At 64.4% G+C, this 19,162-nt stretch carries 18 protein-coding genes; 10 read left to right on the top strand and 8 right to left on the bottom strand.

The features are described 5' to 3' along the window. Positions 1–27 precede the first annotated feature (27 nt). Positions 28–417: an RNA-binding S4 domain-containing protein gene (locus ACG873_RS22175; protein ID WP_394887652.1), complete on the bottom strand. Its 390-nt coding sequence runs from the start codon at positions 415–417 to the stop codon at positions 28–30. Next, positions 418–3,972, bottom strand: a complete 3,555-nt coding sequence (locus ACG873_RS22170; protein WP_394887650.1) for a helicase-related protein — start codon at positions 3,970–3,972, stop codon at positions 418–420. A gap of 999 nt (positions 3,973–4,971) precedes the next feature. On the opposite strand from ACG873_RS22170, the gene aqpZ reads away from it, so the two are divergent. Beyond that, complete coding sequence (gene aqpZ, locus ACG873_RS22165; protein ID WP_394887648.1) at positions 4,972–5,688, top strand: aquaporin Z; 717 nt, start codon at positions 4,972–4,974, stop codon at positions 5,686–5,688. Positions 5,689–5,810: 122 nt separating this feature from the next. Here the strand turns inward: aqpZ and phbB are convergent, their stop codons facing one another. Both phbB and ACG873_RS22155 read right to left on the bottom strand, forming a co-directional pair. Continuing rightward, entirely contained in the window at positions 5,811–6,533 is a 723-nt protein-coding gene (gene phbB / locus ACG873_RS22160; RefSeq protein ID WP_394887647.1) for an acetoacetyl-CoA reductase, read from the bottom strand. A 112-nt stretch (positions 6,534–6,645) separates the two neighbouring features. Next, on the bottom strand, positions 6,646–7,830 hold the full coding sequence (locus tag ACG873_RS22155) for an acetyl-CoA C-acetyltransferase (protein ID WP_394887645.1): 1,185 nt from the start codon (positions 7,828–7,830) through the stop codon (positions 6,646–6,648). Positions 7,831–8,078: 248 nt separating this feature from the next. On the opposite strand from ACG873_RS22155, the gene phaR reads away from it, so the two are divergent. From phaR to ACG873_RS22125, 6 genes are all read left to right on the top strand, one after another. Next, positions 8,079–8,684 carry a polyhydroxyalkanoate synthesis repressor PhaR gene (phaR, locus tag ACG873_RS22150; protein ID WP_394887644.1) on the top strand — a complete coding sequence of 202 codons (606 nt, stop codon included), beginning with the start codon at positions 8,079–8,081 and terminating at the stop codon, positions 8,682–8,684. Positions 8,685–9,684: 1,000 nt separating this feature from the next. Next, positions 9,685–10,524, top strand: coding sequence for an AAA family ATPase (locus tag ACG873_RS22145; protein ID WP_394887642.1), 840 nt, complete (start codon positions 9,685–9,687; stop codon positions 10,522–10,524). Positions 10,525–10,529: 5 nt separating this feature from the next. Continuing rightward, a complete protein-coding gene (locus tag ACG873_RS22140) occupies positions 10,530–10,985 on the top strand; it encodes a GNAT family N-acetyltransferase (RefSeq protein WP_394887641.1) in 456 nt (151 codons plus the stop codon). Positions 10,986–10,997: 12 nt separating this feature from the next. Continuing rightward, positions 10,998–12,188, top strand: a complete 1,191-nt coding sequence (locus tag ACG873_RS22135) for a vWA domain-containing protein (protein ID WP_394887640.1) — start codon at positions 10,998–11,000, stop codon at positions 12,186–12,188. A 79-nt stretch (positions 12,189–12,267) separates the two neighbouring features. Continuing rightward, positions 12,268–12,672: a peptide-methionine (R)-S-oxide reductase MsrB gene (gene msrB, locus ACG873_RS22130; protein ID WP_394887638.1), complete on the top strand. Its 405-nt coding sequence runs from the start codon at positions 12,268–12,270 to the stop codon at positions 12,670–12,672. Between the two features lie 7 nt (positions 12,673–12,679). Beyond that, positions 12,680–13,477, top strand: coding sequence for an MBL fold metallo-hydrolase (locus ACG873_RS22125; RefSeq protein ID WP_394887636.1), 798 nt, complete (start codon positions 12,680–12,682; stop codon positions 13,475–13,477). Between the two features lie 5 nt (positions 13,478–13,482). Here the strand turns inward: ACG873_RS22125 and ACG873_RS22120 are convergent, their stop codons facing one another. Next, entirely contained in the window at positions 13,483–13,776 is a 294-nt protein-coding gene (locus tag ACG873_RS22120) for a hypothetical protein (RefSeq protein WP_394887634.1), read from the bottom strand. Between the two features lie 142 nt (positions 13,777–13,918). Here ACG873_RS22120 and ACG873_RS22115 point away from each other — a divergent pair, with 142 nt between their 5' ends. Continuing rightward, the gene (locus ACG873_RS22115) at positions 13,919–15,355 is read left to right on the top strand and encodes a sodium:proton antiporter (protein WP_394887632.1); all 1,437 of its coding nucleotides are present in this window, start codon (positions 13,919–13,921) and stop codon (positions 15,353–15,355) included. Between the two features lie 51 nt (positions 15,356–15,406). Here ACG873_RS22115 and ACG873_RS22110 read toward each other — a convergent pair whose 3' ends face one another. The 3 genes from ACG873_RS22110 to ACG873_RS22100 form a co-directional block, all read right to left on the bottom strand. Continuing rightward, complete coding sequence (locus ACG873_RS22110; RefSeq protein WP_008834845.1) at positions 15,407–15,667, bottom strand: DUF2312 domain-containing protein; 261 nt, start codon at positions 15,665–15,667, stop codon at positions 15,407–15,409. 115 nt (positions 15,668–15,782) lie between these two features. Then, positions 15,783–16,091, bottom strand: a complete 309-nt coding sequence (locus ACG873_RS22105) for a DUF1244 domain-containing protein (protein ID WP_394887630.1) — start codon at positions 16,089–16,091, stop codon at positions 15,783–15,785. Between the two features lie 12 nt (positions 16,092–16,103). Continuing rightward, the gene (locus ACG873_RS22100) at positions 16,104–16,898 is read right to left on the bottom strand and encodes an N-formylglutamate amidohydrolase (protein WP_394887628.1); all 795 of its coding nucleotides are present in this window, start codon (positions 16,896–16,898) and stop codon (positions 16,104–16,106) included. 244 nt (positions 16,899–17,142) lie between these two features. Here ACG873_RS22100 and ACG873_RS22095 point away from each other — a divergent pair, with 244 nt between their 5' ends. Together ACG873_RS22095 and pyk are read left to right on the top strand one after the other, a co-directional pair. Beyond that, positions 17,143–17,622: a DUF1036 domain-containing protein gene (locus ACG873_RS22095; protein ID WP_394887626.1), complete on the top strand. Its 480-nt coding sequence runs from the start codon at positions 17,143–17,145 to the stop codon at positions 17,620–17,622. Then, complete coding sequence (gene pyk / locus ACG873_RS22090; RefSeq protein ID WP_394887624.1) at positions 17,619–19,052, top strand: pyruvate kinase; 1,434 nt, start codon at positions 17,619–17,621, stop codon at positions 19,050–19,052. Before ACG873_RS22095 ends, pyk begins: the two co-directional genes overlap by 4 nt. The last annotated feature ends 110 nt before the right edge of the window (positions 19,053–19,162 follow it).

Below are 19,162 nucleotides of genomic sequence, written 5' to 3'. Positions count from 1 at the left end.
GTTCGGCTTGATGGTGCGGACGGCGCTTTATTCCTCGCCGTTGCGCAGCCGGTCGGTCTCGCGCCGCTCCTTCTTGGTCGGGCGGCCGCTGCCTGCTTCGCGCAGCGGCGGCAGCGCGTCGGGAGGAGCCTCGCCCTTCGGCGCAGGCGGCGGCGACAAATCCTCGTAGAGCGTCCGCGCCTCCTCGGCGGGACCGCGGCGGCTGCCCTGCTGCAGCACTTTGTAGACCAGTATCCGCCGCTCGAGCGTGATGGTCAGCACGTCGCCTGGCTTAACCGAATCCGACGCCTGGCCGGCCTTGTCGCCATTGATGCGGACCCGCCCTGCGACCGCCAGTTTGGCGGCCAGCGAACGCGACTTGACCACGCGCGCGAAGAACAGCCACTTGTCGATGCGCTGCCGGCCTTCGGCGACCATCTACTTCTTGAGCTGGTCGCGCAACGCAGCGAGCTTGGCGAAGGGCGAATCCGGGTCGACGCGCACCGGGCGCTCCTCGCGCGGTGGCCTTGCCTGGAACGGCTGCTTGCCTTGGAAGCCGCCCTTGTCACCCGGACGGTTGTCGCGGCGATCCGGCCGCTGCTGTCCGTCGGGGCTCGGCTTGCCCTTGAACTTGCCGCGCTCGAAACGCTCCTTGCCGCCATTCTCGCGCGGCGGCCGGGCGTCGCTGCGCGGCGGACGATCGCCGTCTCGCTGCGTCCGCTCGCCCTGCGCCTTGCCGTCGCCTCCGGCGCCGCCGTCGTGCTGGCCGCGGCGCTGGCGGTTGTCCTGCCGGTGATGGCGCGGCCGCTGCTCGAACCGGGCCGGCCGCCACAAAAGGATAGGCTTGGGCTCCTCGGCTTCCTCGCCGTCACCTTTCGGCGCGGGCTTGATGTTTGTCGCTTCGGCAGACTCCGCGACAGAGCTCAAACCCGCACCATCCACGTGTTCCGTATCGACTTCTGCCGCAGGTGCGGCAGCTTCGCCGACGCTCTCCGGTCCGGGCACAGCCGGAGCCAGGTCAGCGGGTAACTCGTCCGCATCAGGCCTCCAGGTCGCAGCTTCGAGCGGCGGCGTGGCGGCTTCCGTAGGAGCCTCGGCTTCGGCAGGCTGGTCCTCCACGACAGGCTCATCCTGCACAACCGGCGCGATTGCCTCGGCGGCGGACGACAATGGCTCGGAAGCGACAGCTTCTCCCTCCGACGCAGTCAGTTCGGGTGCGGGTGGCGAAGAACCGAGCACGTCGTCTCCACGCCCCTCCGTCTGCTCCGCAGACACTTCCCCCGCAAGCGAGGAGGACGCTTCGGCGCTTGCGGCCACTTCATCCGCCCCAGCGGCGGGCATATCACCGTCGGCGGCGATCGGCGCTTCGACTGTCTCGCCGGACTTCTGCTCGGCGGCCGCAGCCTTCTCGGCTTCCGCTGCTGCTTTCTCGGCTTCCTTCGCCGCCTTCTCTGCTTCCCGCTTCGCGGCGGCGGCTTCCGCCGCCTCGCGTGCGGCTTGGTCCAGCGCCTCGAGCCGTGCCTTCACCTCGGGCGCCGGCTTCGGCTCGGCGCGATAGCCGAGGCCTTTCAGGATTTCCTCGATGTCGTCGGCATTGGCGCCGAGGATCGACATCATCGCCGGCGTCACCAGGAAGGCGCTGCCGTCGAACGCGCCATCGGGCCGCGCGCCGGTCCCGGCCTTCCAGGCCAGCGCCGGACGGATCAGGTCGGCAAGCCGCTCCAGAATGTCGACGCGCACGGCGCGGCGTCCCAGCATGCGAAAGCCGGCGAGCTTGTAGAATGCGCGGTCGAAGGTGGGGTCGACGACCACCGAAGTCCTGCCGGCCGCAAGCGCGTGGACGACATCGCCGAAGCCGGGCTTGTCCTTGCCGTCGTTCTTCAGAGCCCAAAGCAGCGTCACAAGGCTGGCCGGGCCGGGCTTGATCAGACTCGGCACGAAGACGTGGTAGGCGCCGAAGCGCACGCCGAGACGGCGCAGCCCCGCGCGTCCTTCCTGGTCGAGCGACTTGATGTCGTCGGCGATCTCGCGCCGGTTTATCAGCCCGAAATGCTCGACAAGCTGGAAGGCGATGCCGCGCGCGATGCCCGAGAGCTGTTCGGCGCCCTTGAGCTCGATCAGCGGCTTCAGCGCCGTGTCGATCTGGTGGTTGACGAAGCGCTCCGCGCGCGCTGCCACCTTGTCGCGGGCCGGGCCGGTGAGCTGTTCGTCGGCAAGCAGGATGACGCGCGGCCTGAGCGCGTCGTCGGTCGCGGCGAGCGTTCCGATCGGAGCGCCGATCCAGCGCAGGATGCCGTCGGAGCCGAGCGCGATGTCGCCGTTGCCGGAAGCGGCAAACCGCTCCGCGCGGCTGTCGAATTCCAGCGCCAGCGCCTTTTGCGCGGCGGCCTTGATCGCCTTGCCGTCTTCGCCGCCGGCGGACTGATCGGCCGTGAAACGGAACCCCTGTAGTTCTCCGACATGGTGGCCTTCGACGAGGACTGTTCCGGCAGGGCTTATTTCGGCTTCAAGCATCGTATTTTCTCTAAGGCGGCGCATGAGGACGGAAGTCCTGCGGTCTACGAAGCGTTTCGTCAACCGCTCATGCAGCGCATCCGACAATCTGTCCTCGATCTCGCGCGTTTTTTGCTGCCAGTGCTGCGGATCTGCAAGCCATCCCGGCCGATTCGAGACGTAGGTCCAGGTGCGGATCTGCGCGATGCGGTGCGACAGGGTGTCGATGTCGCCCTCGACCGTGTCGGCGCGGCGCACCTGTTCGGCCATGTAATTTTCGTCGACATGGCCATGGCGCGCAATGTCGAGGTAGATCGAGGCGACGAGTTCCGAGTGCTGCGCCGGTGCGATCTTGCGATAGTCCGGCAGCGCGCAGACTTCCCACAGTCGCGCCACCCGCTCGCGGCCGGTGGCAAGCGCCTGGATTTCCGGGTCGAGCGAAAGCTGCTCCAGCGCCCGGCTGTCGACCGCCGGCAGGGCGCGCGTCAAGCCTTCGACCGGCGCGGTCGTGTCGATCGAACGTTTGAGGGCATCGATGCTGGAGAAATCGAAATGGGCGGTGCGCCATTGCAGCACCTTGACCGGATCGAAATCGTGGCTCTCGATCTTGTCGACCAGTTCGTCCGGAAACGGATCGACCTGGCCTGTGACGCCGAAAGTGCCGTCGCGCAGATGCCGCCCGGCGCGGCCGGCGATCTGTCCGAGTTCGGCGGCGTTGAGGTTGCGGTACTGGAAGCCGTCGAACTTGCGGTTCTGCGCGAAGGCCACGTGGTCGAGATCGAGATTCAGCCCCATACCGATGGCGTCGGTGGCGACAAGGAAATCGACATCGCCCGACTGGTAGAGCGCGACCTGGGCGTTGCGGGTGCGCGGGCTGAGCGCGCCGAGCACCACGGCGACGCCGCCGCGCTGACGGCGGATCAATTCGCCGATCGCATAAACCTCGTCGGCCGAGAAGGCGACGATGGCCGAGCGGCTCGGCAGCCGCGTCAGCTTCTTCGACCCGGAATAGGCGAGGTGCGAAAGCCGCGGCCGCGTCACCACCGAAACGCCGCGCAGCAGGCGCTGGAGGATGCCCTGCATCGTTGCCGCGCCGAGCAGCAGCGTTTCCTGGCGGCCGCGCAGGTGCAGGATGCGATCGGTGAAGATGTGCCCGCGTTCGAGATCGCCGGCGAGCTGCACCTCGTCGATCGCCACGAAGGCGGCGTCGGTCTCGCGCGGCATGGCCTCGACCGTGCACACCGAATATTTCGCGCCGGCCGGCAGGATTTTCTCCTCGCCGGTTACCAGCGCGACCTTGTTCGCCCCGACCTTTTCGCAGACGCGGCCATAGACCTCGCGCGCCAGCAGCCTGAGCGGCAGGCCGATCACGCCGCTCTCATGCGCCACCATGCGCTCGATCGCCAGATGCGTCTTGCCGGTGTTGGTCGGGCCGAGCACGGCCGTCACGTCTCGTCCCGAAAGGATGAGCGGATCGTTCTTTGGCTGCTGCAGATTCATCGGAACGGGAAGCGGCCTTTCTGGCTCGGCTTGTCGGCTTGGCGTCTCGCAACGCAGGGAAACGGGGGCCGCGGGAGCGACAATCGGCTGATGAGCGACAAATAGGGTTTCAATCCCGGAAACGAAAGCGAAAAGCATCAAAATTAACGTTGGAACGAGTCTGGAACGAATCGGACACGAATCAGTGACTCGCCGCGATTCAGGCTTTGTTCACGGCAACATCTAGCTTGGCCGACCCCTCCGCGCACCAGATCGTGAATCGCCGCCACGCCAAAAGCACGCGCTTCGCCGAAACCGTTAACTTTTGGGTGCGAGGCGCGTCGCTGTGCTGCCCAACGGAAGCCTAAGCATTTGAAATCCCTGTGCGTTTCAGATCCAGGCGCACTCGGCAATGGACGCTCCTCCGCGCCCGCTTAACTACTCGGCCAAACACGGAACGAATCGGCGACGAATCGCTGATTCCGCCGGTTTCCCGCTTTGTTCGCCACAACATCTGGGCCTTGACAGGTTTTTCCGATCCACATCGTGAATCGCAATTGCGGCCGATCGGACCGGATTTTCCGCTTGCGTTAATCTTTGCCCGTCGACGCCTGCCATCGACCGTCGCCTAACGGGTGATGGCGGTGGACGGCGCCGAAATCTTTCCGGTTCCTTGCGTCGGACGCAGCGCCGGACGCAAATTCCGTTAACGCTTCGATCAAAGGCGGAACGAAGCGGCGACGAATCGCTTGTCGAGCAGGTTTCCGGCTTTGTTCATGGCTACATCTTGTGGCGGAGCGGAGAGCGGCGTCCAGAAAACCGGGATCGGCGCCGCCGCCGCCGCACGGCACCTCGCTTGCGTTAACGAAGCTGTGCCGTCAGCGCACAGACGCTCCGTTTCTCCTCATCTGGCCGACAGCCCTCGCGTGACTTGCGGGGAGCATCCTGTTGCATCCTCCGATTGTGTTTTTCGCATTTTTGTGGCCTTCTTCGGCGGTGGTACCAGGAGGGAAAATCACCATGTCCAAGCGTCTTTTCGCAGAGTTCCTCGGCACGTTCTGGCTTGTCTTCGGCGGCTGCGGCAGCGCCGTCCTCGCCGCCGCCTTCCCCGATGTCGGCATCGGGCTGCTGGGCGTATCGTTCGCGTTCGGCCTGACGGTCCTGACGATGGCTTACGCCGTCGGCGGCATTTCGGGCGGCCATTTCAATCCGGCCGTCTCAGTCGGCCTTTTTGTCGGCGGGCGGTTTCCGGCGAAGGACCTGGTTCCCTACATCGCCGCCCAGATCGTCGGCGCGGTCGCGGGCTCGGTGGTCCTCTATCTCATCGCCAGCGGCAAGGCGGATTTCTCGCTGGCGGGCGGCTTCGCTTCCAACGGTTATGGCGAGCACTCGCCCGGCGGCTATTCGATGGGCGCGGCGCTCGTTGCCGAGATCGTGCTGACCTTCATGTTCCTGATGATAATCCTGCGCGTCACCTCGGGCGACGTGCCCGCCGGCTTCGCGCCGATCGCCATCGGCCTGACGCTGACGCTCATCCATCTGATCTCGATACCGGTGACCAACACCTCGGTGAACCCGGCGCGCTCGACCGGACCGGCGTTGCTGGTCGGCGGCTGGGCGATCCAGCAGCTCTGGCTGTTCTGGGTCGCGCCCATCGTCGGCGCCGCCCTTGCCGGGCTTGCCAACAACGCGCTGTTCGAAAAGCGTCCCGGCGCGACCGCCGGCACGCCGGCCTGAACCCACGGCATGTCGGAGAAACGGCGCCCTTGTGGCGCCGTTTTCATTTCCTGCTGATGCAAGATTTCTCGCGAAAGCGCCGGGCACAATCGGCCCGGCGTTTGCGATATCAGCGTCGCCGATCAGGCGAAATATTGCCCGCCATTGGCGGTGATCGTCGAGCCGGTGATGAAACCGGCTTCGTCGGAGGCGAGAAACACGGCGCAGCGCGCGATCTCGTCCGCTTCGCCGAGCCGCCCGACCGGGATCTGCGCGATGATCGATTCCCGCACCTTCTCCGGCACGGCCATCACCATGTCGGTGGCTATATAGCCGGGGCAGATCGCGTTGACGGTGATCCCCGCCCGCGCGCCCTCCTGCGCCAGCGCCTTGGTGAAGCCGAGGTCGCCCGCCTTTGCCGCCGAATAGTTCGCCTGCGCGAACTGGCCCTTCTGGCCGTTGATCGACGAGATGGTGATGACGCGGCCGAATTTGCGTTCGCGCATGCCGTTCCACACCGGATGCGTCATGTTGAAGACGCCGTTCAAATTGGTGCCGATGACCTCGTTCCACTGCTGCGGCGTCATCTTATGAAACGGCGCGTCGCGGGTGATGCCGGCATTGTTGACCAGGACGTCCACCGGCCCGAGATCCTCCTCGACCGCCTTGATGCCGGCGACGCAGGAATCGTAATCGGCCACCGACCACCTGTAGGTGGCTATGCCGGTCTCGTCGGTGAACTTCTTCGCCGCCTCGTCATTGCCGGCATAGTTCGCGGCAACGTTGTAGCCGGCTTTTTTCAACGCGATCGAGATCGCCGCGCCTATGCCGCGCGATCCGCCGGTGACTAGTGCGGTTCTGGTCATTGGTGGTCCTCCTCCATTTATTAGCGAGTAGCGAATAGGGAGTAGCGAATAGGGAAGAATGCCTGATCGCCAGGAGCTAATTCCCTACTCGCTACTCCCTATTCGCTCGTCTTCACATCGCCTCCACGCACATCGCCACGCCCATGCCGCCTCCGATGCACAGCGTGGCGAGGCCCTTCTTGGCGCCGCGGCGCTTCATCTCATGGACCAGCGTGTTGAAGATGCGCGCGCCGGATGCGCCGATCGGGTGGCCGATGGCGATGGCGCCGCCATTGACGTTGACGATTTCGGGATTCCAGCCGAGGTCCTTGTTGACCGCGCAGGCTTGCGCGGCGAACGCCTCGTTGGCCTCGACCAGGTCCAGGTCGGAGATCGACCAGCCGGCCTTTTCCAGCGCGCGGCGCGAGGCCGGAATCGGGCCGGTGCCCATGACCTGCGGATCGACGCCGGCCGTCGCCCAGGAAACGATGCGCACCAGCGGCGTGATCCCGCGCCGCGAGGCTTCGGCCTCCGTCATCAGCACGGTTGCCGCCGCGCCGTCGTTCAGCCCCGACGCGTTGGCCGCGGTCACCGTGCCGTCCTTGTCGAAGGCCGGGCGCAGCTTCTGCATGGCCTCGATCGTTGCGCCGTGGCGGATATACTCGTCCTGGTCGACGATGGTGTCGCCCTTGCGGCCCTTCACCGTCACCGCAACGATCTCGTCCTTGAACTTTCCGGCCTTCTGCGCTGCCTCCGCCTTGTTCTGCGAGGCGAGCGCGAACTCGTCCTGCGCTTCGCGGGTGATCTGGAACTGGCGGGCGACGTTCTCGGCCGTCGTGCCCATATGGTAGCCGTGGAAGGCGTCCCACAGCCCATCCTTGATCATCGTGTCGATCAGCTTGAAATCGCCCATCTTCACGCCGGCGCGCATATGCTGGCAGTGCGGCGACAGCGACATCGATTCCTGGCCGCCTGCGACGATGATCTTTGCGTCGCCGGTGGCGATCTGCTGCATGCCGAGCGCGATAGCGCGCAGTCCCGAGCCGCACACCTGGTTCAGGCCCCAGGCCGTCGTCTCCTTCGGCAGGCCGGCGTTGATAGATGCCTGGCGGGCCGGATTCTGGCCCTGGCCGGCAGTCAGCACCTGGCCGAGGATGACCTCGTCGACCTCCTGCCCGTCGACGCCGGCGCGCGCCAGCACCTCCTTGATCACGACCGCGCCGAGCTCGTGCGCCGTGGTGTTGGCGAAGGCGCCATTGAAGGAACCGACAGGCGTACGGGCGGCGCTGGCGACTACGATTGCGTTCGAAGCGGACATTTTCGTCTCCGGGCTGGTGCAGGGTTCAGGCTTTTCTTGCCCTTTCCACCAGCCGAGTCAAATCGAATTGCCCTGCATCGGACCGCTGGCGTGCGGCGTGAGACGCCGTTCTGCGCAGCATGACTGCAGCATGCGCTTTCGCACTGCACAAAGCGCTTGGAATTATGAAGCTTTTGCGCATATCCTGTTTGCGGCGCAATCGTTACCGGCTGCTTACGCAAGCCCGGGACTTCCTGGGAGGAATGTGAATGCCCGCAAAAGACGATCCGGTTGTGATAAAAAAATACGCCAACCGACGGCTATACAATACGGGCACCAGCACGTATGTGACGCTGGAAGACCTGGCCGAGATGGTCAAGAAGGGCGAGGATTTCACCGTCCAGGACGCCAAGACCGGCGACGACATCACCCATCCGGTGCTGACGCAGATCATTTTCGAGCTGGAGAACAAGGACGGCCAGAACATGCTGCCGATCCCGTTCCTGCGCCAGCTCATCGCCTTCTATGGCGACCAGATGCAGATGATCGTGCCGAGTTTTCTCGAACAGTCGATGAGTGCTTTCGCCAAGGAGCAGGAGCGATTTCGCGAGCAGATGAAGTCGGCGCTCGGCAAGGGGCCGATCGACATGATGAAGATGCCGGCCCCGCTTAAGGCGCTGGAAGAACAGACGCGGCGCAACATGGAGATGTTCCAGAATGCGATGCGCCTGTTCACGCCCTTCCCGCCGGCCGGCTCGACTGCGCCCGCGCCCCCCGAGCCGGCGAAGAAGGAAGCCTCTCCGAAAGCCGACGACCTTCAGGAACTGAAGGAACAGATCGCCGCCATGCAGCGCAAGATCGATTCCATGGGGTGAGCCGCCGGTTCGCGGAACGCGAATTCGCCATGCCGGTGGCAGGGCGAAAGGCAGCGAACGCCGGGACGCTGCGAAGCAGCGGGGACCCGGCAGGGCTGTCCGGCGAAGCCGGCAAAAAGCCAATGATTTGGCTTTTTGAGCTTCGAACGCCCGGAGCCATAGCGGAGGGCCGGGCAGGCCGCCGGTTCGCGGAACGCACTGTCACCCAACTGTGGATAGAATCCACTTCCATTTCGGCTCGTTCGCAAAAAGAACTGTTGCGGATCAATGGCATGACAGCCGGCGAGAAGAATCTTCGCATCCCCGTTTGTCCCCACCCCCCTGCCCCTCGCGCATAATCTCCTCACCGTTCTGGCGGGACCTGGTGCGCACCGGGTATCAGGCAGAATGGCGGTGACCTCCCGGCGTGGGTTCGGTATCCACGTCTCCGAGGGCGTCCGACGGGCCGGCATGCTGTGGGTCAGGCACCAATGCGTGATCGCACAGGAGGCGGATCATCCGCGCGTCATTGTCCATGGAAAGAACATGGAGCGGGGCGCGTGACCGGTCGACCGTGGCGACAGACACCGGACGGGCGGGCATGGGAGTGCCTGTTCTTCTTTACGAATTCGTGCGGTGCTTTCCTGCCCGCCCGTCTTCCCATTTTCCCACAATAGCCAGGGCGGAAACGCAGCGTGGCGAGGGAGAAGTGCATGCCTCTCCCTTCTCCCCTTGTGGGAGAAGGTGCCTGAACGAAGTGAAGGCGGATGAGGGGTGTTGGAAGAAATGAGGCGGCGAAGATTGAGCTCTCACAATGCGACTAACAATGGACGTGGCACTCCGTCCAACACCCCTCATCCGACCGCCCCTTCGACAAGCTCAGGGTCGGCCACCTTCTCCCACAAGCGGAGAAGGGAGATACTCCCCCAGCCCTACCGCGCCCTACCACCTCCCCTTCGCCGGCACCCTTGCCCTCTCCCGCACCCGACCCTACTGTCCGGCGCAAAACATGGAGCAGCGAATGCGTTTTGAAGGCACGGCGGCCTATGTCGCCGAAAAGGATCTGATGGTGGCTGTCAATGCGGCGATCGCGCTGGAGCGGCCGCTGCTGGTCAAGGGCGAGCCCGGTACCGGCAAGACCGAGCTTGCCCGGCAGGTGGCGGCCGCTCTCGGCCTCGACCTGATCGAGTGGCACGTCAAGTCGACGACCAAGGCGCAGCAGGGGCTCTACGAATATGACGCGGTGTCGCGGCTGCGCGACAGCCAGCTCGGCGACGAGCGTTTCAACGATATCCGCAACTACATCAGGCGCGGCAAGCTCTGGGACGCCTTCGCCGCCGATCGCAAGGTGGTGCTGCTGATCGACGAGATCGACAAGGCCGACATCGAGTTTCCCAACGACCTCCTGCAGGAACTCGATCGCATGGAGTTCTTCGTCTACGAGACCGGCGAGACGATCCGCGCCGAAAACCGGCCGATCGTCATCATCACCTCCAACAATGAGAAGGAGCTGCCCGACGCTTTCCTGCGCCGCTGCTTCTTCCACTACATCCGCTTTCCCGACGCCGAGACGCTGACAAAAATCGTCGACGTGCATTATCCCGGCATCAAGCAGAACCTGGTGCGCGCGGCGCTGACGCAGTTCTACGAGATCCGCGACGTGCCCGGCCTCAAGAAGAAGCCGTCCACTTCCGAAGCGCTCGACTGGATACGGTTGCTCGTGGCCGACGACATCGCACCGGAGGATCTGCGGGCCGACCCGAAGAACGCGCTGCCGAAACTGCACGGCGCGCTTTTGAAGAACGAGCAGGACGTGCATCTCTTCGAGCGGCTGGCATTCATGGCGCGAAGGCAGGGGTAGAGAAAATGACCGCAATCACCATCCGCCCGCTCGAGCAGTCCGACCATGCCGAATGGCGGCGGCTGTGGACCGACTACCTCACCTTCTACGAGGCGACGGTGCCGGAGGAGGTCTACCAGACGACGTGGAAGCGGCTGTTCACCGAAGGCGAATTCGAGCCGAAAGGTTTTCTGGCGTTCCTCGACGGCAAGCCTGTCGGCCTGGTGCACTTCCTCTATCACCGCTCCTGCTGGTCGCTGGAGGGCAATTGCTACCTGCAGGATCTGTTCACCGATCCGGACGCGCGGGGCTCAGGCGCAGGCGCGGCGCTGATCGAGGCAGTCCGCGGCCACGCAGAGGCCAGGGGCGTCGCCAATGTCTACTGGATGACCCACGAGACCAACGCCACCGCGCGAAAACTCTACGACCGCGTGGCGCGAAGGACGGGCTTCATCGAATACGATTTGTTGCCGCCGCACTAGGGTCTGGACCCCATGTTCATCCCCTTCTTCCTCGAACTGAAGGTCGCGAAAATTCCCGTCTCGCTGCGGGAATATCTGACGCTGCTCGAAGGCATGGATGCGGGGCTGGTCCAGTACGATGTCGAGGGATTTTATTATCTCGCCCGGTCGGCGCTGGTGAAGGATGAGCGCCACATCGACCGCTTCGACCAGGTATTCTCGCACGTGTTCAAGGGCGTCGAGGCGGTCTCCGGCGAGGCGGGGATCGACGTCGCGAACATCCCGGAAGAATGGCTGCGCCGCCTGGCCGAAAAGCACCTGACAGACGACGAGAAGAAGCTGGTTGAGGCGCTGGGCGGCTTCGAGAAGCTGATGGAGACGCTAAGGAAGCGGCTGGAGGAGCAGAAGGGGCGGCATCAGGGCGGTTCGAAATGGATCGGCACGGGCGGCACCTCGCCGTTTGGGGCCTATGGCTACAATCCCGAAGGGGTCAGGATCGGCCAGCACGAAAGCCGCCACCGACGCGCGGTAAAGGTCTGGGATAAGCGCGAGTTCAAAAATTTCGACGATTCCGTCGAACTCGGCACGCGCAACATCAAGATCGCGCTGAAGCGCTTGCGCCGCTGGGTGCGCGAGGGTGCTGAGGAGGAGTTCGACTTGCCCGGCACCATCCACGCCACCGCCGAGCACGGCTATCTCGACGTCAAGACCCGACCGGAGCGGCGCAATGCGGTCAAGCTCCTGATGTTCTTCGATGTCGGCGGCTCGATGGACGACCACATCAAGGTGGTGGAAGAGTTGTTTTCGGCGGTCCGGGCGGAGTTTCGCCAGCTCGAATATTTTTATTTCCACAACTGCCTCTACGAGGGTGTGTGGAAGGACAATCGCCGCCGTCATTCCGAGGTGATCCCGACCTTCGACGTGCTCCACAAATACAGCCACGACTACAAGGTGATCTTCGTCGGCGACGCCTCGATGAGCCCCTATGAAATCGCGCAATCCGGCGGCTCCGTCGAGCACTGGAACGCGGAAGCCGGCGCGCTCTGGCTCGCCCGCGTGCTCCAGCAATGGCCGAATGCGGTGTGGGTGAATCCAATTACCCAGAAGCACTGGGGCTACACGCATTCGATCGCCATCGTCCGCGAGATATTTGCCAACCGCATGTATCCACTGACCCTGGCCGGGCTGGAAAGCGCGACCAGGGAACTGTCGAGGAAGCATTGAAGGACGCACCGCAGGCTAGGCGCACCCACGACGAATACCTATGTTGAGGCGACAGCAAGCCGCAAAGGCAGGAGGTCAAATGGACGAGCATCGCTACCCCGTCACCCGCACCGACGCCGAATGGCGTGCGAAGCTGACACCTGAGCAATATTACATCATGCGCCAGCACGGCACCGAGCGCCCCGGCAGTTGCGCCCTGCTCTATGAGAAGCGCGCCGGCACCTTCAAATGCGCCGGCTGCGACCAGCCGCTGTTCGAATCTAAGCTGAAATTCGAAAGCGGAACCGGCTGGCCGAGCTTCAACGACCCGGTTCCGGGTTCCGTGGAGACGACGACCGACCGCAGCCTCGGCATGGCGCGCACCGAAGTCCACTGCGCCCGCTGCGGCAGCCATCTGGGCCATGTCTTCCCGGATGGGCCGCCGCCGACCTACCAGCGCTATTGCATCAACGGCGTGGCGCTCAACTTCGAGCCGGCTGCCTGAGAGCGGCATGACCTGCTTCATCTGCATGCAATGCGGCGTCCAGTTCGCGAAACGCGATACGCCGCCCGAGCGCTGCCCGGTCTGCGAGGATGAGCGGCAATATGTGCGCTGGGAGGGCCAGGCCTGGACCACCGCGCGGGAGCTGGCGGACAGCCACAATCTAGTGATGCGGGAGGATGCCGGCGTGCTCGCCTTCGGCATCGAGCCGCGCTTCGCCATCGGCCAGCGCGCGCTGCTCGCCGAAACGCCGCACGGCAATGTCCTGTGGGACTGCGTCTCGATGGTAAGCGACGAGGCGGTGGCCGAGATCACGCGGCGCGGCGGTCTGCAGGCGATCGCCATCTCGCACAGCCACTATTACTCGGTGATGGTCGACTGGAGCGAAGCCTTCGGCGGCGTGCCGATCTATCTGCATTCCGACGACCGCCAGTGGATCATGCGGCCGCATCCGTCGATCGTCAGCTGGGAAGGCGAAACGCTCGCCATCAACCCGTCGCTGACGCTCATCCGTTGCGGCGGGCATTTCGCAGGCGGCCAGGTGCTGCACTGGAAGCGCGGCCGGGGAAACGCCCTCCTCGCCGGCGACATTCTGCAGGTCGTGCCGACCCGCCGCCATGTCAGCTTCATGTACAGCTATCCGAACCACATCCCGCTGAACGCGGCGGCCGTACGCAAGATCGCCGCAGCGGTCGAGCCGTTCGATTTCGACGACATTTACGGCGCCTGGTGGAACACCAACGTGATCGGCGGCGGCAAGCAGGCGGTTGCCGTGTCGGTCGACCGCTATCTCGCCGCCATCGCCTGATCGCGTCAGATGACCGTCGCGGCGACCAGCCACAGAAGCGCGCCGCTCCTGAAGAAGGCAGCCCTGGCATTGCCCGTGGCGTCAGCCGTGCGCCAGACGGCGGCGAACAGGAACAGATTGTAGGGCAGGGGCAAAAAATGCACCGCAAGCACAGCCGCCATCGGTGCCTTCAGCCCGAGCATCAGAATCGCAGCGGCGGTCGTCAGCAAATTCAGCAAGGTGCCGACCAGCACCATGTCGCGCCAGAACAGGCGATCGAGCGGCGCTTCGCCGCGCCAGCGTGACGCAAAAAACGACATTCCCGGCCTGCCTTGCGCTGCTACTTTCAGGCCCCGTTAATCGGCCGGGCGCGGCGCGTTGTCAAAGGGGGACGGAGCGATTTGGCGCTCGCATCCTGCCATGCTAGACGCCGGCTATCGCAATGCGGGGAGAATGAATCGAATGCGGGTCTCGAGCAATGCGGCGGCGGCCGCCGGCGCACTTGTCCTTGCCTTGACGGCGACCGCAAGTCCGGCCGCGGCAGCGGAAGTACACGGCCTGCCCGGCGAGACAATGTCGCTTCTCTGGGCGTTGCCTTTCGCCGGCATCCTGCTTTCGATCGCCACCGGCCCGCTGCTCTACCCGCATTTTTGGGAGCACCACTACGGCAAGATCACCGCCGTCTGGTCGGCGCTGGTCGTGGTGCCGATGGCGCTGTCGTTCGGGACCGAAGCAACGACCGTGGCGGTCCTGCATACGGTGCTCCTCGAGTACATGTCGTTCATCATCCTGTTGTTTGCGCTGTTCACCATTTCGGGTGGCATACTCGTCGCGGGCAACATTCACGGCACGCCGGCCATGAACGCCGTGCTGCTGGTCATAGGCGCATGCCTCGCCTCGGTCGTCGGCACCACCGGCGCGTCGATGATCATGATCCGACCGATGATCCGGGCCAATGACAACCGGCCGCTCAACGCCCACGTCGTGGTGTTTTTCATCTTTCTGGTTTCCAACATAGGCGGTTCGCTGACACCGCTCGGCGATCCGCCGCTGTTCGTCGGCTTCCTGCGCGGCGTCGACTTTTTCTGGACGACGGCCAATCTGTGGGCCCAAACGCTGATCGTCGGCGCGCTCGTGCTTACCGCCTTCGTCGTGATCGACATCGTCCTGCACCTTCGCGAGGAGGGCATGCCCAAGATCAAGGATCCGACGCCCGACACCAAGGTGCGCCTTCGCGGCCTCGCCAACATTCCGCTGCTTGCCGGCGTGATTGCTGCGATCCTGATGTCCGCGGTGTGGAAGCCGGGAACCGCCTTCACCTTCGAGGGCGTGGAGGTGGAGCTGCAGAACCTGGTGCGCGACGGCATCATCGTGGCGCTGGCGCTGATCTCGCTCTATGTCACGAAGAAAGAATACCGCCGCGCCAACGGCTTCAACTGGGGACCAATTTTGGAGGTGGCGAAGCTGTTCGCCGGGATCTTCATCTGCATCATCCCGGTCATCGCGATCCTGCGGGCCGGCGCGGAAGGCGCGCTCGCGCCGCTCGTGGCGTTGGTGACCGGCCCCGACGGCGGCCCGAACGATTTCGCCTATTTCTGGATGACCGGCCTGCTGTCGTCATTCCTAGACAATGCGCCGACCTACCTGGTCTTCTTCGAACTCGCCGGCGGCGATCCGGAGACGCTGATGACCACGCTCGGCACCACGCTTGCGGCGATTTCTGCCGGCGCGGTGTTCATGGGCGCCAACACCTATATCGGCAACGCGCCCAATTTCATGGTCTACGCCATCGCCCGCCAGCAAGGCGTGCGCATGCCGAGCTTCTTCGGCTACATGCTGTGGTCGGGTGCCGTGTTGATTCCGGTCTTCATCATAGTCAGCATGATCGCCTTCAGGTGAATCCGGAACGCTGGGAAGGCGGTCAAAGGCCGCCCACGCCAGCATCCGGCCTCATTCCATGCCGAGGGCGGCCTTGTAGAGGTCGAGGATCGCTTCCTCTTCCTGGCGCTCGGCCTGATCCTTCTTGCGCAGCCGGATGATGGTGCGGACCGCCTTGGTGTCGAAGCCGGTGCCCTTCATTTCCGCGAACACCTCCTTGATGTCATCGGCGATCGTCTGCTTTTCCTCTTCCAACCGCTCGACGCGCTCGATGAAGGCGCGGAGTTGGCCGGCGGCAACAGTCTGGCTGGTTTCGGTGATCTCGTCGGCCATGCTTTTCTCCAGGGGAAGGGGTCCGCGACTCGCGGCTCAAGGTGGAGCGTTCGATGCCCGATGGCGCGAGAGGGGTCAAGGGCGGAATCCTTCTCCCAAGGAGAGGAAGAGAAACTCAGTGGTCCTTGGGGCGCCTGGCTTCGAACTCGGCCTTCTTGGCCTCGGAAGCATCGGTCTGGTGGAGCGCCTGCCATTCGGCATAGGGCATGCCGTAGATGATTTCGCGCGATTCGTCTTTGGACATGTCGACGCCGGCTGAGTTTGCAGCGTCGCCGTACCAGTTGGACAGGCAGTTGCGGCAGAAGCCGGCAAGATTCATCATGTCGATGTTCTGAACGTCGCTGCGGGTCCGCAGATGCTCGACCAGTGTGCGGAAGGCCGCCGCCTCGAAATCGCGCTTCTGCTCGTCGGTCAATTGCGTCATGGGAAGGATCCTTCACACCGGCCCGGTACGCGAGCCGAATTGCCTTACCTCGTGTATATCGGAGCGGGCGTTGATGGCGTCAACGATCGGGGCGAGCCTCGCCGCCCAATCGTCGGCGCCGGCTTGTTCGGCAATCAGATCCTGGCGGATCTCGATCAGCGCATGCGCGTAGCCGTTGACGATGGCATGCCGGAACATGGTGTCGCCGCGCAGCGCGCCGTCATAGGGCTCGTTGTCGCCGACGGTCAGTGTGTGGTCCGCTGCCAGCATCTCGATGAGCGGCCAAGCGGCGCGATGGTCCATGTCCCATAGCACGCCGACCTGCCACGGGCGCACATGGCCCTGCATGATCGGCGTGAAGGAATGTACGGAGAAGATGAAAGGCGCCGCGCCCGATTCTTTCGCCACCGAAGAAACGAGCGCGCCGACTGCTTCATGATAGGGCCGGTAGTAGCGTTCGAGCCGCCTTTCGCGCTCTTCCTCGGCCATGGGATAGTTGCCGGGCACAACCGTGCCGTCATAGAGCTGGCGAATCAGCGTCGGGTCGTCCTCGCCGCGGTTCGGGTCGATCAGCAGCCTTGAAAAGTTGGCCAGCACCGCCGGCGCGCCGGTGAGCGCCGCGAGCTTGCGCGTCACCATCTCGACGCCGATGTCATAGGCGATGTGGCGCTGGAATTCTTCCGCCGGCAGTCCCAGGCCGGCATATTCCTCGGGCAGCTCGCGCCGCGCATGGTCGGCCAACAGAACCATGCCGCGCTTGCGGTCGCCGTCGATGATCTCGAAAGGAGCGAAAACTGCAGATCGCATGGGCTGGAAGCGTCCCGGAAACCGGTCGTTGAAGGAGTTCGGCTGTCTTTCCACGAAGCGTTGTCTTGCGCAACGCCGTTGTTTCGCCAATCTTTTTGGCCGAAATCGGCAACGGGCGGAACGAAGCGCTGCGCGGCGGCCTCTAAATCGATTGGATAGGCCCGGTTGCGCGCGTTGACATGCGCCCGGACTTTTCCGAAAAGGGGCTTCGAAGATGATTGCCGCGCGATCGAGGAGTTTGGGAATGTTCATGGCCGGAGGCACGCGGGTTCGCTCCGCCTTGGCTGCGCTGACCCTTGCCCTGGTTGTCCCGCTTTTTTCCGCCACCGCCGCATTTGCCGATTTCCGCGTCTGCAACGCCACGCAGAATCTCGTTGGCGTCGGCATCGGCTACCGCGCCAAGGCCGGCTGGGTGACCGAGGGCTGGTGGCACATTGAAGGCTCGTCCTGCAAGACGCTCATCGAAGGCCCGTTGTCGTCGCGGTTCTATTATCTATATGCGGAAGACGCGGAGCGCGGCGGGCGCTGGGACGGCCCGATCAACATGTGCGTGGCCGAAAAAGAGTTCAAGATCGCCGGCGTCAACGACTGCGTCGCTCGCGGTTTCCAGCGCGCCGGTTTCCAGGAATACGACACGGGCGAGCAGGCGAGCTGGATGGTCCAGCTCACCGACGAGCCCGCAACGGACGGCGCCACCGCCGTCACGGGAACACCCCCTCAATGAGACGCAGCCGCAAGGTCAAGATACTCGCCACGCTCGGTCCCGCCTCCTCATCCGAGGAAATGATCCAAAAGCTCTTCCAGGCCGGCGCCGACGCATTCCGCATCAATATGAGCCATACCGATCATCCGCTGATGCGGACGCTGGTCGAGCGCATCCGCTCCGTCGAAGCCAAGCTCGGCCGCCCCATCGGCATACTGGCGGACCTCCAGGGACCGAAGCTCAGGGTCGGCAAATTCGCGGCAGGCAAGGTGTCGCTCGAAGCGGGCCAGACGTTCACGCTCGATGACAATCCGGCGCTCGGAGACGCCTCGCGCGTGCACCTGCCGCATCCGGAAATCCTCACTTCCGTTGAAGCGGGCCACCGCCTGCTGATCGACGACGGCAAGCTGGAGCTGAAGGCCGTCAGAAGCGACGGCAGATCCATCGTCTGCACGGTGATCGCCGGCAACAGGATTTCGGACAAGAAGGGCGTCAGCCTGCCCGACACAGACCTGCCGGTCGGCGCGCTCACCGAAAAGGATCGAGCCGACCTCGATGCCGTCCTGTCCACAGGCGTGGACTGGGTGGCGCTGTCGTTCATCCAGCGCCCCGAGGATCTCGCCGAAGCGCGCAAGATCGCGCGCGGCCGGGCGCTGCTCCTGTCCAAGATCGAAAAACCTCAAGCCGTCGCGCGGCTCGCCGAGATCATCGAGCTTTCGGACGCCGTCATGGTGGCGCGCGGCGATCTCGGGGTCGAAATGCCGCTCGAGGCGGTGCCCGGCATCCAGAAGCAGATCACGCGCGCCTGCCGCCGCGCCGGCAAGCCGGTGGTCGTTGCCACCCAGATGCTGGAATCGATGATATCCGCCCCGGTGCCGACCCGCGCCGAGGTGTCGGACGTCGCCACCGCCGTATTCGAAGGCGCCGACGCGATCATGCTGTCGGCCGAATCTGCGGCTGGCGAATATCCGGTTGAAGCCGTTGCGACGATGAACCGGATCGCCGAGAAGGTGGAGCAGGATCCGACCTTCCCCGGCATCATCAATGCACAACGCTCCGAGCCGGAAGCGACCGGCGCGGACGCCATCTCGCTCGCGGCCCGCCAGATCGCCGAGACGCTTAAACTGGCTGCGATCGTCACCTATACCGCCTCCGGCACGACTGGCCTGCGCGCCGCGCGCGAGCGTCCGCAGGTGCCCATCATCGCGCTGTCGCCGGTCGTCGAGACGGCGCGGCGGCTGTCGCTGGTCTGGGGCACTCATTGCGTGGTCACGCCGGACGCCGTCGACCTGGACGACATGGTCGACCGCGCCTGCCGCATCGCCTATGCCGAGACGTTCGCGGGTTCCGGCGACCGCGTGATCGTCACCGCCGGCGTGCCGCTGCGCACGCCGGGCGCCACCAACATGCTGCGGATCGCATATGTTGGGACGGACGGGCATGGGGTGTGAAGGAACGTAGCAAATAGGGAGTAGCGAATAGCGAATAGGGAAGAAAAATTCCTTGTTCGCGCTCGCCGCGAGATACTTTCTCGCTATTCGCTATTCGCTATTCGCTATTC

Source organism: Allomesorhizobium aridi (genome assembly GCF_043769475.1).
In the GTDB taxonomy this organism is placed as follows: Bacteria; Pseudomonadota; Alphaproteobacteria; order Rhizobiales; family Rhizobiaceae; genus Allomesorhizobium.
The sequence above is the reverse complement of the archived record's forward strand: the minus strand, read 5'-3'. Positions and strand labels throughout refer to the sequence as shown.

What these genes read in the sequence shown, in the direction of transcription:
- ACG873_RS22120 (WP_394887634.1), bottom strand. Translation starts at nt 13,776, where the DNA reads ATGTCGTTTTTTGCGTCACGCTGGCGCGGCGAAGCGCCGCTCGATCGC.
- ACG873_RS22125 (WP_394887636.1), top strand. Translation starts at nt 12,680, where the DNA reads ATGACCTGCTTCATCTGCATGCAATGCGGCGTCCAGTTCGCGAAACGC.
- pyk (WP_394887624.1), top strand. Translation starts at nt 17,619, where the DNA reads ATGAGACGCAGCCGCAAGGTCAAGATACTCGCCACGCTCGGTCCCGCC.
- ACG873_RS22105 (WP_394887630.1), bottom strand. Translation starts at nt 16,091, where the DNA reads ATGACGCAATTGACCGACGAGCAGAAGCGCGATTTCGAGGCGGCGGCC.
- ACG873_RS22140 (WP_394887641.1), top strand. Translation starts at nt 10,530, where the DNA reads ATGACCGCAATCACCATCCGCCCGCTCGAGCAGTCCGACCATGCCGAA.
- aqpZ (WP_394887648.1), top strand. Translation starts at nt 4,972, where the DNA reads ATGTCCAAGCGTCTTTTCGCAGAGTTCCTCGGCACGTTCTGGCTTGTC.
- phbB (WP_394887647.1), bottom strand. Translation starts at nt 6,533, where the DNA reads ATGACCAGAACCGCACTAGTCACCGGCGGATCGCGCGGCATAGGCGCG.
- phaR (WP_394887644.1), top strand. Translation starts at nt 8,079, where the DNA reads ATGCCCGCAAAAGACGATCCGGTTGTGATAAAAAAATACGCCAACCGA.
- ACG873_RS22100 (WP_394887628.1), bottom strand. Translation starts at nt 16,898, where the DNA reads ATGCGATCTGCAGTTTTCGCTCCTTTCGAGATCATCGACGGCGACCGC.
- ACG873_RS22170 (WP_394887650.1), bottom strand. Translation starts at nt 3,972, where the DNA reads ATGAATCTGCAGCAGCCAAAGAACGATCCGCTCATCCTTTCGGGACGA.
- ACG873_RS22145 (WP_394887642.1), top strand. Translation starts at nt 9,685, where the DNA reads ATGCGTTTTGAAGGCACGGCGGCCTATGTCGCCGAAAAGGATCTGATG.
- ACG873_RS22175 (WP_394887652.1), bottom strand. Translation starts at nt 417, where the DNA reads ATGGTCGCCGAAGGCCGGCAGCGCATCGACAAGTGGCTGTTCTTCGCG.
- ACG873_RS22095 (WP_394887626.1), top strand. Translation starts at nt 17,143, where the DNA reads ATGTTCATGGCCGGAGGCACGCGGGTTCGCTCCGCCTTGGCTGCGCTG.
- ACG873_RS22115 (WP_394887632.1), top strand. Translation starts at nt 13,919, where the DNA reads ATGCGGGTCTCGAGCAATGCGGCGGCGGCCGCCGGCGCACTTGTCCTT.
- ACG873_RS22110 (WP_008834845.1), bottom strand. Translation starts at nt 15,667, where the DNA reads ATGGCCGACGAGATCACCGAAACCAGCCAGACTGTTGCCGCCGGCCAA.
- msrB (WP_394887638.1), top strand. Translation starts at nt 12,268, where the DNA reads ATGGACGAGCATCGCTACCCCGTCACCCGCACCGACGCCGAATGGCGT.
- ACG873_RS22135 (WP_394887640.1), top strand. Translation starts at nt 10,998, where the DNA reads ATGTTCATCCCCTTCTTCCTCGAACTGAAGGTCGCGAAAATTCCCGTC.
- ACG873_RS22155 (WP_394887645.1), bottom strand. Translation starts at nt 7,830, where the DNA reads ATGTCCGCTTCGAACGCAATCGTAGTCGCCAGCGCCGCCCGTACGCCT.